Source organism: Amycolatopsis australiensis, from assembly GCF_900119165.1.
Taxonomy (GTDB): domain Bacteria; phylum Actinomycetota; class Actinomycetes; order Mycobacteriales; family Pseudonocardiaceae; genus Amycolatopsis; species Amycolatopsis australiensis.
In genome coordinates this window covers 4,902,584-4,915,675 of sequence record NZ_FPJG01000006.1, presented here as the reverse complement: position 1 = coordinate 4,915,675, position 13,092 = coordinate 4,902,584, and the positions used below count along the sequence as shown (strand labels likewise).

Below are 13,092 nucleotides of genomic sequence, written 5' to 3'. Positions count from 1 at the left end.
GCTGCGAGGGTCGGGTGGGCGAGGGAAGCCTATCGACCCGCTCCGGGGAACCCGACGCGCCGCCCCGCGTCAGCCCGATTTCGAGAGCTCGCCCTCGTGTTCCCGCGCCTCTTCGGCGGCCACGGCGGCGGCGCACTTCGGCGACAGCCGGCGCCGGATGGCGGCGCTGATCTCGCCGAGCGCGGTGACCTGCTCCGGCGTCAGGGGGTCGAACAGGCTCTCCCGGACGGCCTCGACGTGCCCGGGCGCGGCCGCCTCGAGCGCGGCGAAGCCTTCGTCCGTCAGCACGGCCCAGGCCCCGCGCTTGTCGGTCGGGCAGGCCTCGCGGCGCACCCAGCCGTTGGCCTCCAGCCGCGCGACGGCGTGCGAGAGCCGGCTGCGCGACGCCTGCCGGGCGTCCGCGAGCTCGCTCATCCGCAGCCGCCGGCCGGGCGCCTCGGAGAGGGCGACGAGGACTTCGTAGTAGGTGTGCGGCATGCCCGAGTCGTGCTGCAGCTGGCCCTCGAGGTGCGCGCTGAGCATGCGGGTGGCCGCGTTGAACTCACGCCAGACGCGCTGCTCGTCGTCGCTGAGCCATCGGGTTCCGGACATGGTTCCATCATACTCGCGGTTGAACACTCAATAAGGCTTTGCCGGTTACGGCGTTCGAGCGTTTCCCGCGCGGTTCACCAGCCGCCGGCGAGCAGATCCCGTGTTTCGCCCAGCAATTGCGGCAGCACCTTCGTCTGGCCGATGATCGGCATGAAGTTGGCGTCGCCGCCCCAGCGCGGGACCAGGTGCTGGTGCAGGTGCGCCGCGATGCCCGCGCCGGCGATCACGCCCTGGTTCAGGCCGATGTTGAAGCCGTGCGCGCCCGACACCGCGCGGATCACCTTCATCGCGTGCTGGGTGAACTCCGCGACTTCGCGCGTCTCCTCCACCGTGAGGTCGGTGTAGTCCGCGACGTGCCGGTACGGCACCACCATCAGGTGGCCGGGGTTGTACGGATACAGGTTCAGCACCGCGTACACGGTCTCGCCGCGCGCGACGATCAGCCCCGTCTTGTCGTCCAGGGACGGAATGCGGCAGAACGGGCAGCCGGTGTCTTCGTCGTTCTCCGGCTTGTCCTGGCCCTTGATGTAGGCCATCCGGTGCGGGGTCCAGAGCCGCTGGAACGCGTCCTGGACCCCGATGCCCTGCTGCTCGACGAGTTCGGGACCCTCACTCACCGAACGACCGTCTCCAGCGCCGCGGCCGACGGCGACGCGTTTTCCCGCCGCGCGACCCAGTCCGCGATCGCCTCGACCGCCTTTTCCACCGGCACGCCGTTGATCTGGCCGCCGTCGCGGAAGCGGAACGACACCGCGCCCGCCTCGACGTCCTTCGCGCCGGCCAGCAGCATGAACGGCACCTTCTGCGTCGTGTGCGTGCGGATCTTCTTCTGCATCCGGTCGTCGCTCGCGTCGACCTCCGCGCGGATCCCCTTGGCGCGCAGGGCCTTCTCGACGTCCTGCAGGTACTCCACCTGGTCGGCGGTGATCGGGATGCCGACCACCTGCACCGGCGAGAGCCACGCCGGGAACGCGCCCGCGTAGTGCTCGGTCAGCACGCCGAAGAACCGCTCGATCGAGCCGAACAGCGCGCGGTGGATCATCACCGGCCGCTGGCGCGAGCCGTCCGGTGCCGTGTACTCCAGCTCGAACCGCTTGTTCTGGTTGAAGTCCAGCTGGATGGTCGACATCTGCCAGGTGCGGCCGATCGCGTCCTTGGCCTGCACCGAGATCTTCGGGCCGTAGAAGGCCGCGCCGCCCGGGTCCGGGACCAGCTCGAGGCCGGAGTCGATGGCGGCCTGCCGCAGCGTCTCGGTGGCCTCCTCCCACTCCCAGTCCTCGCCGATGAACTTGTCGGAGTCCCCGCGCGTGGACAGCTCGAGGTAGAAGTCGGACAAGCCGTAGTCGGCGAGCAGGTCGAGGACGAACTTCAGCAGCGACCGCAGCTCGCCCGGCATCTGCTCCTTGGTGCAGTAGATGTGCGAGTCGTCCATCGTCAGCCCGCGCACGCGGGTGAGGCCGTGCACCACGCCCGACTTCTCGTAGCGGTACACCGTGCCGAACTCGAACAGCCGCAGTGGCAGCTCACGGTAGGACCGCCCGCGCGAGCGGTAGATCAGGTTGTGCATCGGGCAGTTCATGGCCTTGAGGTAGTAGTTCTCCTCGTCGAACTGCACCGGCGGGAACATCGTGTCCGCGTAGTACGGCAGGTGGCCGGAGGTGTGGAACAGCTCGCCCTTGCTGATGTGCGGGGTGTTCACGAACTCGTAGCCGGCCTCCTCGTGACGGCGGCGCGAGTAGTTCTCCAGCTCGCGGCGGATGATGCCGCCCTTCGGGTGGAACACCGGCAGGCCGGAGCCGATCTCCTCGGGGAAGGAGAACAGGTCCAGCTCGGCGCCCAGCTTGCGGTGGTCGCGGCGCTCGGCCTCGGCGATGCGCTCCAGGTAGGCGTCCTGCGCCTCGGCGGATTCCCACGCCGTGCCGTAGATCCGCTGCAGCTGCGGGTTCTTCTCGCTCCCCCGCCAGTACGCGGCGGCGACCCGGGTCAGCTTGAACGCCGGGATGAACTTCGTGGTCGGCACGTGCGGACCGCGGCAGAGGTCACTCCAGACACGTTCCTTGGTGCGCGGGTCGAGGTTGTCGTAGCTGGTGAGCTCGCCCTCGCCCACCTCCATCACCTCGGAGGTGTCCACTTCGGACTTGAGGTCGACGAGCTCGAGCTTGAACGGCTCGTCCGCCAGTTCCTTCTTGGCCTCGTCGACGGAGTCGAAAACGCGCCGCGAGAACTGCTGGGCGCCCTTCACGATCTGCTTCATGCGCTTTTCGAGCGCCTGCAGGTCCTCCGGGGTGAACGGCTTGTCGACGGCGAAGTCGTAGTAGAAACCGTCCTTCACCGGCGGCCCGATGCCCAGCTTGGCTTCCGGGAACTGCTGCTGCACGGCCTGGGCGAGCACGTGCGCGGCCGAATGGCGGATGACGCTGCGCCCGTCCTCGGTGTTCGCGGCGACCGGCTCGACCTCGGCGTCGGTCTCGGGAGCCCAGGCGAGGTCGCGCAGCTTCCCGTCGGCGTCGCGCACGACGACGATCGTGTCCTCGCCCTTGGTCGGCAGGCCGGCTTCGCGGACCGCCGCGCCCGCCGTAGTGCCCGCCGGTACCACCACGCGGGAGGCGGCCACGGGGGAAACGGGGGGCGACTGGGACACGATCGGCTCCTCAAGCTGGAGTGACAAAGATGACGCCGTCGATGCTAGTCGGCGGCCCGCGCACGCCTCACCGCGCGTCCGCGAACGCCGGACGGGCCGCCTCCGGCTCCGGAGACGGCCCGTCCGAGCGCGTCAGAGGGTTTCGACGACCTGGTCGAAGTCCAGCCGCGGCAGGCGGTCGAGCCAGGGGTTCTCGCCCGGCTTGCCGACGTTGACGATGACCAGCGAGCGCCACTTCTTGTCCGCGAAGAACTCGTCGTCGACGCCCTGGGCGTCGAAGCCGGTCATCGGGCCGGCGGCCAGGCCGGCGGCGCGGACGCCGATGATGAAGTAGCCGACCTGCAGCAGCGAGTTCAGCTTGGCGAACTCGACGCGGCCCTGCTCGTCGGCGAAGTTGTCCTTCACCTGCGGGGCGTGCGGGAAGACCTGCGGGATGTTCTCGTGGAAGTCGACGTCCGCGGCGAGCACGACGGTCAGCGGCGCGGCCTCGGTCTTGTCCCGGTTGCCCGGGGCCATGTGCGGGAGCAGGCGGGCCTTCGCCTCGGGCGTGCGGAGCACCAGCGCGCGCAGCGGCTGGGTGTTCATCGACGTCGGGGCCCACTTCACGAGGTCGTAGATCGCGCGGACCTGCTCCTCGGACACCGGCTCGGAGCTGAAACTGTTGGCCGTGCGAGCCTCGCGGAACAGGAGGTTCTGGACGTCCGCGGGGAGCCGCAGGGCTTCGGTCTGCTCGGCAAAGGTGGTCATGGGGCTGCGCTTCCTTCCGTTGTCGGATACCCGCTGCAACCAGGTTGAGCGTTGAACTATTTCGCGTTCAACCGTGGGTCCTGGTGAAGTGGATCACAACGGACACGGCCGCCGGTCCCGTGGCGGGACCGGCGGCCGTGGTTGCGCGGCGCGGTGCGGACGGTCAGTAGGCGCCCTGCCCGCCCATCACCGCGCGGAAGGTCTTCCAGAGGATCACCAGGTCGAGGGCCAGCGACCAGTCCTCGACGTACCGCAGGTCGAGCCGGATGCTCTCGGCCCACGTGAGGTCGCTGCGGCCGCTCACCTGCCACAGCCCGGTCAGGCCCGGCTTCACCAGCAGCCGGCGGCGGGCGTCCGGCGCGTACTGGGCCGTCTCCTCCGGCAGCGGCGGCCGCGGGCCGACGAGCGACATCTTCCCGGAGAGCACGTTCAACAGCTGCGGCACCTCGTCGAGCGAATACCGGCGCAGGAAACCACCCACCCGGGTGATGCGCGGGTCGCGCTTCATCTTGAACAGCGGGCCCGCGCCCTCGTTCTCCGTTTCGAGGGTCTTCCGGATCTCGTCGGCGTTGGTGACCATCGTCCGGAACTTGAGCATGGTGAACGTCTGCCCGTCGCGGCCGACGCGGCGCTGGCGGTAGATGACCGGGCCGCGGTCGTTCAGCTTGATGGCGACGGCGATCACGAGCAGCAGCGGCGAAAGCAGCGTGAGCAGCAGCGCCGAGCCGAAGCGGTCCAGGATCTCCTTCACCACACGCCGCCCGCCGGTGAACCGCGGTGCGGTGACGCGCAGCAGGGGCATCCCGAGCACGCCGGTGACGTTCAGGCGGGGCCCGGCGACCTCCATCAGCACGGGCGCCACGACCATCTCCGCGCCGGTGCCCTCCATGTCCCAGGCCAGCCGCTGCAGCCGCTTCGGCGTCCAGTACTGGTCGGCGGTGATGGCCACGACGCGGTAGCCGCCGCGCCGCACGTACCGGGACAGCTCCTCGAGCCTGCCGACGACCGGGACGCCGTCGATCTCGCCGCTGTCGCGGTCGGCGCCGTGCCCGGTGAACGTGCAGGCCGCTTCGACGCGCCAGCCGACGTGGGCTTCCGAGCGGGTGCGGGCGATCAGGTCGGCGACGGTCTCCGGGCTGCCCGCCGCCATCACCGGCAGCAGGCAGAGGCCACGGGCGCGCTTGCGGTGCAGCACCTGGCGCAGCAGGTAACGCTGCGGGAAGGCGACGAGCGCGATGGCGGGGACGACGACGAACACCCAGACCTGGACCTCGAGCGCACCGAACAGCAGGCCGCCGAGGGCGACCAGGACGGCCGCGGTGATGAAGCCGCGGCCGAGGGTGCGGTACTCCTCCGCGCCTTCCCCGAGCACGCGCGGGCTCCACGCGCGGCTGGCCGGCAGGGAGACGAAGACGGCGAGGATCGTGCCGAAGGCGTGCATGTCGTGCGGGGCAACGCGATCGATGACGAACGCGCTGACCGCGATCACCAACAGCGTGATGAAGACGTCGCTGCCGATGACCCAGGCCCGGTATCTCGCCTCCCAGGCCGCCGGAAGTGCCTTGGGGGACGGCGTGGCGGCCGCTTCGGCCTGCTGCTCGTCCCGCTGGGCGGGACGGGGAATGGCCTGGAGGTCGATGTGCGGCGGTGGCTGGCTCACCGTGTACGACGGCCGCACCGACTCTTCCATCAGACCTCCCGGGTACCAGGGATCGGGTTGGGTTCCGTGAACACGCAGCGTCACCGTCTGTGATTTCGGAGAGTCATCACGATCCGGATCTCGCGCTGTGCCCACGGAGGTTTCACACGGCAAGGTATCGGCGACCCTCTCAGCATCGTTACAAGGATTTCCAGCCACATCCCGCGCGTCTTTCCGGCCAGAAAATGGCTGGAACATAACAAGACGATGACGATGCGTAATAGGGTGTATCCCCGGAAAAACTACGGAATGTAATCGAGAGGGCGATACCCGCACCCGGGTGGCCCACCGCGTTCCCAACGGCCCGGCAGGGCCGGCGCGCTCTACTGTGGACACCGCGGCGGGCCGGCGGTCCACAATGGACCGCCGAGGTCGGCCGTTCGACAGAAGACCGCCGTGACGACGGGCTTCAGTCGAAAGTCGGGGACCTGGCGGCACGGGTGCCGAACAGGTCTCGAAAGCGGATACGGACGAGCCGAACGGATCGTTCACTCCGGTTTCGGGTGGCGAACGCCACATCGAGACGGACGACACCGCGAACCGGTCGTCTCCGGAGGCAAAGAAAGAGCCCCGCTCGCGCGTGGCGTGAACGGGGCTCTTTCCGCGAATCGGTGGGCGATACTGGGATCGAACCAGTGACCTCTTCGGTGTGAACGAAGCGCTCTCCCGCTGAGCTAATCGCCCGCTCGCGGTGTTGGAGGAACTCTAGCGTACGACTTCCGGGGGCCTGCAAACGGGTGGTCCTCGCCGACCACACTCCGCTTACCGGCGAGTACGGAACGAACAACCCCGAGCTAGCCGGGGCTGTGCCGACCGGGGGCCGCCTGACACCACGTTCGACATCCGTGCGACGGTGCTATCGCCCGGCGACTAAACCGCGCAGTATGGAGCAGTGGGCCCCACGGGGCGCGCCGGTCGATCGCGCGCCGTGGGGCGATCACGGGCGTGACCGGGGGCCGATGGGTCCGGACGGGTGATCTGCGGAGACACCTCGACGGAATCGGCCTCCCGGTGCGTCCCAGTGGTGACGCCCTCGGCCGGGCCGGGCCGGGAAGGGAGACGAAGGGTAGGACGATGCGCAACGATCACGTGACGCTCCGCTCGACGGCGGTCTTCGACCTGCTGGCGCCGCGGACTCCCGCGGTTCCGGTCAAGGTGGAGCTGCGCTACGACACACGCGACCCGTATGCGGTCGTCGCGGCCTTCCGCACCGGCCGGGCCGGCTGGGTCGAGTGGGTGTACGCGCGTGACCTCCTGGCGGACGGCCTGCTGGCCGACGCCGGCGACGGGGACGTCCGCATCCGCCCCTCCGTCGAGGACCCGGAGTCGGTGCTGATCGAGCTGAACTCGCCGTCCGGGCACGCCATGTTCGAGGCGTCCGCCCAGGAGCTGGCCGACTTCCTCGACCGGACCTACGACGTGGTGCTGCCGGGCAACGAGCACCTGTGGGTCGACGTCGACGACGCGCTCACCCACCTGATCCCACACGATCTGGCCTGATCAACGAGGGTGCGACGGCAGAGTGACACCCCGGTGTCGAAGCCGTTTCCGGGGTCCGATATGGTTTTCCCACACCACGGCGACGGGGGAACAGCCTCCCGGAGCTGCGGAGTGCGGATGTAGCGCAGCTGGTAGCGCATCACCTTGCCAAGGTGAGGGTCGCGGGTTCGAATCCCGTCATCCGCTCGGAAAGGCTCTCGAGCCTGGCACGGTGGAGTGGCCGAGAGGCGAGGCAACGGCCTGCAAAGCCGTGTACACGGGTTCGAATCCCGTCTCCACCTCGCGCGATTAGCTCAGCGGGAGAGCGCTTCCCTGACACGGAAGAGGTCACTGGTTCAATCCCAGTATCGCGCACCACGTGTTTTCGCAGGTCAGAAGCCCTGTCCCTCCCCGGAGGGGCGGGGCTTCTGACGTCAGATGGCGATGGCCTCCAGGCCGCCCGGCGTGACCGCAGGCACGGGAACCAGGACACCAGTTTGGCCCGCTCCCCCGGATACAGGGCCGCCGGCGACCGCAGCCGACGCTCCTCCAGGGCGCCCAGGATCTGGGTTCACCATCGCGGGCGTCACGTGGTCGTAGACGCGGGCGATGCCCTTCGTCTTCTGCCCCAGCCGCGCCCGGCGGGCCACCTCCGGGATCCCGTCCTCGGTCGACCAGGTGCTGTGCGTGGCGGCCCTCGTGGAAGGTGAACGTCGGCATCGAGCGAGACCCCATCCCACGCCGGCCGCCAGAACCGGATCCGGAAGTTGGACCGCCGCCACGGATGCCTCTCAGGCGTGCACATGACGAACGGCTCGCGGTGGCCGTCCATCAGCTCTTCGTAGAGCACCGCGGTGCCCGGCGGCAGCGCCACGAACCTCGTGCCCGCAGGCGTCTTGGTGCGGCCCTTTGGGCCGAGGGTTCTCCCGCCTCGTCGGTGGCCGCTGACGGCCATTCGAGTGATGATCGTCACTCGTGCGGCCGCCCTGGTAGACCTTGCCGGCGACCTCCTTCAGCGGCATCCGGATCTCGATCACACGCCGCTCGGCGTCGTCTTCGCGCCGCTGCTGCCCACGAAAACCACCTCACCGGCTCCACGCTCGCGGACCTCACCGTCGAACGCGAGAACTGGAACACGCCTGGCACCGCGTGCGGGACTTCCTCGGCAACGACCCGTGCCTGCTTGCGGCGTTCTTCAACATCATCCCGCCGGAGTACTGACCCGCGCGCGACGTCGCCCGACCCACCGACCGGGATCCGGCCTGCCGCCGGCCTCCCGGAACCCACACCAGAAGAGCAGCGTCGTGCACAGGGTCAGGCAAGTGCGACGCGGGTACCGGCGCGGCACTCGGCAGCGGCGCCGGGGCGGTGTCACCGGATGCTGACCTCGCAACAACGAGACCCCGCGCCTTCCGCCCGGCTCCAGGGCAACCCGACGCCGGGGGCACGCTGGTCCGGGAACGACGACACGAATTCGCGCGGGACGCCGAAAACCGTCAGGCCGCGCGACCCTGCTCAGGCTTCGCGGTCCCCAGACAGGACCTCGTCCACGTCCGGCCACAGGATCCGGCTTTCCAGGCTCGCGGGCTGGTCCTTCTGCAGTCCGTCCACCACCGACTTGATCATCACGTGCGTGATCGCCCGGGCCGACGCACCGTCGCCCGCACGGATCGCGGCCACCACGGTCGCGATCCGGTCGGTCAGCTCGTCGCGGCTGCCCTTGGGAAACCGCCACGGCACCGTCGTGGTCATCACCGCCAGCGCGGGCACGATGGCGGCCAGCACGTCGTTGTGCGACGCTTCCGCCACCCGCAGGTGGTAGCGCCCGCTGTGCGCGGCGAATTCCGGGCCGCGTCTGCGGCGGGCCGAGCACAGCGACGCGACGGACTCGTCGAGCAGCTCCAGATCGGCGTCCTTGCGGTGTGCCGCGGCCAGCGCGGCGACCTCGGGTTCGATCGCCAGCCGCGATTCGAACACCGTGCGCAGCGTCGCCCCGCGGAACTGCACCACCATGCCCAGCGCGCTGCCGACCACCGACGGGCCGGGCGTCACCAGCCGCGGTCCGCCGCGCGGGCCCGCCTTGACCACGACCGCGCCCAGGAAAGTCAGCAGCCGCAACGCTTCCCGCAAGGTGCCGCGCGAGACGCCGTACCGCTCGATCAGCGTCGCCTCGTCCGCGAGGGCGTCGCCCGGTTCGAGCCCTCGCGCCAGGAAGTCCCGCACAATCCGCCGCGCCGTGCGCGTGGGCAGCGAGCCCCGGCGGATCGCCGACTCCGTCGCTGTCATGGCTTCCCTCCCCGCTCGCGCCGCGCCAACTAGTGTACCGATTACCCGCCCGGAGCCGGGGCGCCGGGCAGGACGGCGAGTCCGCGGGCGGTCAGGAACCGGGCGATCCGGCTCAGCCCCTCGGCGTGTGCGGGCAGGGTCGGCAGCTGGAGGAATCCGTGCGGAGCCCCGGCGATCACCGCCAGTTCGTGCGGCACCGCGGCGGCGGCGAGCCGTTCGGCGAGCGAGCGGGATTCGCCGAGCAGCGGGTCCTGGTCGCCGACGAGGACGAGGCTGGGCGGGAACCCGGCGCAGTGGCGTTCGGGATGCAGCCGCGGATCGTCGAGCAGCTGCCGCGCGTCGTCGGGCTCCAGGTAGAGCTGGGTGTCCGGGTCGCGCCCGCCGACCAGACGCTCCACCACCGGCAACGACCGCTGGACGTCGTAGATGCCGTAGCACAGCAAAGCGGCCTCGATCGGCCCCGCGGCGCCGGTCGCCAGTGCCGCCGCCGCGAGGTTCGCGCCTGCCGAGTCCCCGCCGAGCAGGAGCCGGTCCGGGTCTCCCCCGAACCTCGCCGCCGCCGAACGAGCCCAGGCGACCGCGTGCAGCGTGTCCTCGACCGCGGCCGGGAACCGGTGCCGCGGCGCGCGCCGGTAGTCGACGACCACGGTCAGCAGGCCGAGCGTCGCGAGGTCCGCGGCCAAGCGCCGATGGGTGGCCGGCGCCCCCATCACCCACGCGCCGCCGTGCAGGTACACCAACGCCGGGAACGGCGGTTCGCCCATCGGCCGGTAGACGTCGGCGGTGACCTGCCACCCGTTCGCCTCGCGAAGAGGAACCTTCAGCTCGATCCCGCCGACCTCAGGCATGCCCTGGTTGGTGTAGGCGTCGAACGAAGCGAGGAGTTCCTTCGCGTTGCCCGCGGCGGGAGGCACGAGGGTCCGCTGGAACTGCAGCAGTTCCGGCGGGAGCGGGATTTCCGGCATCAGGCGGCGACCCGGATCGTCTGCCCGGTGACGTGCCTGCTGTCGGGCGAGGCGAGGAACAGGATCACGTCGGCGACCTCGTCCGGTTCGCCGTCGCGGCCAAGGGGCTGCACTTCGCGGTACGCCTGGACATAGTCCGCCGCGACGGCTTTCGTGAGGCTGTCGTTCCAGATCAGGCCCGGCATCACCGCGTTCGCCCGGATCCCGCTGGACGCGCCTTCCTTGGCCAGCGCCCGGGTGAGACCGAGCACCCCGGCTTTCGCGGCGGCGTAAGCGACTTCGCCGAAGGGCGCCGGGGATTCCGCGGCCAGCGAGGACACGTTCACGATCGCCGGGGAGGCCGACTGCCGCAGCAACGGCCACGCGGCGCGGGCGTGCAGGAAGTGCGCCGTCAACGAGGTGGACAGCACCCGGTTCCAATTCTCCAGGCTGGTGTCCGGAAACGGGGCCAGCTGGTTCAGGCCGACGCTGTTGACCAGGACGTCCAACTGCCCGAACGTCTCGGTCACGTCGGCGAACAACGCCCGCACGCCTGCTTCGTCGGCCGCGTCCAGCGCGCGGGCGAGCACGTTCTCCGCGCCCGCCGCTGCGGTCAGTTCGTCCTGGAGCCGGTCCAGCCGCTTCGCGCTCAGGTCGGTGACGACCACGCGCGCGCCCTCGGCGAGCAGCCGCCGCGCGACGACCCCGCCGATCCCGGCGCCGGCCGCCGCGTTGACCATCGCCACTTTTCCGTCGAACCGCTTGCTCATCGTTGTCCTTCCGCCGGACCGTCGATCCGGTAGTCCGCCAGGTCGGCTTCCTTGGTCATCCGCCACCAGTCGAGGACCCGCCACGGATTGCTGACCACGACCCGGCCGCGCGAATTGCGGTAGTAGGTCGTAATGCCTGGGTGGGTCCAGATCATCCGCTCGTGCGCGGCCGCGACCTCGGCGTTGTACTTCTCGCTGACCTCGGGGCGGCAGTCGGCGACCGTCGCGCCCGCCCGGCTCATCCGGTCCAGCAGGCTGAGCACGTACCGCATCTGGCATTCGAGGTAGAAGATCAGGCTGCCGCCGTGCCCGGCCTGGGTGTTCGGGCCGTACAGGCAGAACAGGTTCGGGAAACCCGGGATCGCGGTGCCCAGGTAGGCCTGCGCGTCATCGTCGTCCCACACCTCCCGCAGCGTCCGCCCGTCCCGGCCGGTCACCTCGAACGACGCGAGGAACCGCACGACGTCGAAGCCGGTCGCGAAGATCAGCACGTCGAACTCGACCTCGCGGCCCGATTTCAGCCGGGCTCCGGCCGGCAGGATCCGCTCGATCGGGTCGGTGACCAGTTCGACGTCGTCGCGGCGCAGCGTGCGGTACCAGCCGTTGTCGAGCAGGATGCGCTTGCCGAACGGCGGGTAGTCCGGGGTGGCCTTCTCGATCAGGTCGGGACGGCCCGCGAGTTCGCTTTCCAGGTAGCGGGTGAAGAACCGGCGGTGCCCGTCGTTGATCGCGTTGATCGACCGCTCCGGATGCGGCCATTCCGGATCCCGTTGCAGGGATTCGTACAGCGTGTCGTTGAGCACCCAGGCGAGCCGTTCCCGGTACCAGAACCGGTAAAGCGGGACTTCGCGCAGCAGGAACCGGACCGGTCCGGGGATGTCCCGCCGGAACTTCTCGAACGGCGCCACCCAGTGCGCCGACCGCTGGAACAACGTCAGCGACGCGGCCGTGCCGGCGATCGCGGGCACCGCCTGCATCGCGCTCGCTCCGTTGCCGATCACGCCGACCCGTTTTCCCGCGAGGTCGAGCCCTTCCGGCCACTGCGCGGTGTGGCACGACTCCCCGGCGAAATCGGCCAGCCCGGGCAGGTCCGGCAGCTTCGGCGTGCCGAACGCGCCGACCCCGCTGATCAGGATGTTGGCCCGGAGTGTTTCCCGTCGTTCCGGGCCGTCGACCTCGACTGCCCACACTCGCGCCTGTTCGTCCCAGGCCGCGGAAAGGACCACAGTGGACAGCCGGATGCGGTCGCGCAGCCGCCATTGGTCGGCGACGTCTTCGAGATAGTCGTGCAGCTGGTCGCGGGAGGCGTAGTAGCGCGGCCAGTCCGCCACGACGGTCGAGTACGAGTAGAGATGGCTCGGCACGTCGACGCCGCATCCCGGATAGCGGTTGTGCCACCAGGTGCCGCCCACGTGGTCGTTCTTCTCCACGATCGTGCACTCCACCCCCGCGGCGCCGAGCCGGTGCGCGGCCAGCAGGCCGGAGATCCCGGCGCCGACGACGATCGCGGTGAAGCCCGCGGGCACTGCCGTCTCGTGGACCGGATCCTCGCCGCGTGTGGCGATGCCCAGGTCGTCGGCGATCATCGGGCCGTACTCGGCCGGGACGGACTCGCCCATGGCGACCGAAAGCATCCGGGTCAGCAGCGCCTCGCCCGGATCCGGCAGCGCCACGGGTTTCCCGTGGTGCCAGGCGATGATCGCGTCGGCGGCGGCTTGGCGGATCTCGTCCTGCACCTGCTCGGGCAGGCCGCCGGTGTCGTTCTCGTCCAGCCCGCGCCCGCGGGTCGGCCGGTACGGCGCTTCCAGCCACCGCTGGTCGCCGGTGAGCTGCACCAGGACCATCAGCAGCGTGGGCACGTTCGCGTCCCGGACCGCGGCACGCACTGTCGTCGCGAACGTTTCGTGCATCGCGCAGCGTCCTTTCCCGTCGCCC

Annotated in this window: 10 protein-coding genes and 4 tRNA genes; 4 read left to right on the top strand and 10 right to left on the bottom strand. The window is 70.1% G+C overall.

Annotation, left to right across the window (positions count from 1 at the left end; translation table 11 throughout):
• Nucleotides 1-69: 69 nt before the first annotated feature.
• The 6 genes from BT341_RS24285 to BT341_RS24260 all read right to left on the bottom strand — a co-directional run bounded on the left by BT341_RS24285 (nt 70) and on the right by BT341_RS24260 (nt 6,362).
• Entirely contained in the window at nt 70-591 is a 522-nt protein-coding gene (locus BT341_RS24285) for a MarR family winged helix-turn-helix transcriptional regulator (RefSeq protein WP_072478464.1), read from the bottom strand.
• 74 nt (nt 592-665) lie between these two features.
• Entirely contained in the window at nt 666-1,208 is a 543-nt protein-coding gene (locus BT341_RS24280) for an HIT family protein (protein ID WP_072478463.1), read from the bottom strand.
• On the bottom strand, nt 1,205-3,232 hold the full coding sequence (gene thrS, locus BT341_RS24275) for a threonine--tRNA ligase (RefSeq protein ID WP_072478462.1): 2,028 nt from the start codon (nt 3,230-3,232) through the stop codon (nt 1,205-1,207). The genes BT341_RS24280 and thrS overlap by 4 nt, the downstream gene beginning before the upstream one ends.
• 132 nt (nt 3,233-3,364) lie before the next feature.
• The gene (locus tag BT341_RS24270; protein WP_072478461.1) at nt 3,365-3,979 is read right to left on the bottom strand and encodes a malonic semialdehyde reductase; all 615 of its coding nucleotides are present in this window, start codon (nt 3,977-3,979) and stop codon (nt 3,365-3,367) included.
• A 163-nt stretch (nt 3,980-4,142) separates the two neighbouring features.
• Nucleotides 4,143-5,669: a sugar transferase gene (locus tag BT341_RS24265; RefSeq protein ID WP_072478460.1), complete on the bottom strand. Its 1,527-nt coding sequence runs from the start codon at nt 5,667-5,669 to the stop codon at nt 4,143-4,145.
• A 621-nt stretch (nt 5,670-6,290) separates the two neighbouring features.
• Nucleotides 6,291-6,362, bottom strand: a tRNA-Val gene (locus BT341_RS24260).
• Between the two features lie 390 nt (nt 6,363-6,752).
• On the opposite strand from BT341_RS24260, the gene BT341_RS24255 reads away from it, so the two are divergent.
• The 4 genes from BT341_RS24255 (at nt 6,753) to BT341_RS24240 (ending at nt 7,535) form a co-directional block, all read left to right on the top strand.
• Nucleotides 6,753-7,178, top strand: a complete 426-nt coding sequence (locus tag BT341_RS24255) for an SsgA family sporulation/cell division regulator (RefSeq protein WP_033293569.1) — start codon at nt 6,753-6,755, stop codon at nt 7,176-7,178.
• Between the two features lie 113 nt (nt 7,179-7,291).
• A tRNA-Gly gene (locus tag BT341_RS24250) sits at nt 7,292-7,364 on the top strand.
• Between the two features lie 24 nt (nt 7,365-7,388).
• Nucleotides 7,389-7,459: transfer RNA gene (locus BT341_RS24245), tRNA-Cys, on the top strand.
• Nucleotide 7,460: 1 nt separating this feature from the next.
• Nucleotides 7,461-7,535, top strand: a tRNA-Val gene (locus BT341_RS24240).
• A 1,137-nt stretch (nt 7,536-8,672) separates the two neighbouring features.
• Here BT341_RS24240 and BT341_RS24230 read toward each other — a convergent pair.
• From BT341_RS24230 to BT341_RS24215, 4 genes are read right to left on the bottom strand one after another with little or no spacing between them, the layout of a single operon-like run.
• Nucleotides 8,673-9,443, bottom strand: a complete 771-nt coding sequence (locus tag BT341_RS24230; RefSeq protein ID WP_072478459.1) for a FadR/GntR family transcriptional regulator — start codon at nt 9,441-9,443, stop codon at nt 8,673-8,675.
• Nucleotides 9,444-9,484: 41 nt separating this feature from the next.
• The gene (locus BT341_RS24225; protein ID WP_072478458.1) at nt 9,485-10,408 is read right to left on the bottom strand and encodes an alpha/beta hydrolase; all 924 of its coding nucleotides are present in this window, start codon (nt 10,406-10,408) and stop codon (nt 9,485-9,487) included.
• On the bottom strand, nt 10,408-11,157 hold the full coding sequence (locus tag BT341_RS24220) for an SDR family NAD(P)-dependent oxidoreductase (protein WP_072478457.1): 750 nt from the start codon (nt 11,155-11,157) through the stop codon (nt 10,408-10,410). Before BT341_RS24220 ends, BT341_RS24225 begins: the two co-directional genes overlap by 1 nt.
• Nucleotides 11,154-13,067, bottom strand: coding sequence for a flavin-containing monooxygenase (locus BT341_RS24215; protein ID WP_072478456.1), 1,914 nt, complete (start codon nt 13,065-13,067; stop codon nt 11,154-11,156). Before BT341_RS24215 ends, BT341_RS24220 begins: the two co-directional genes overlap by 4 nt.
• Nucleotides 13,068-13,092: the final 25 nt, after the last annotated feature.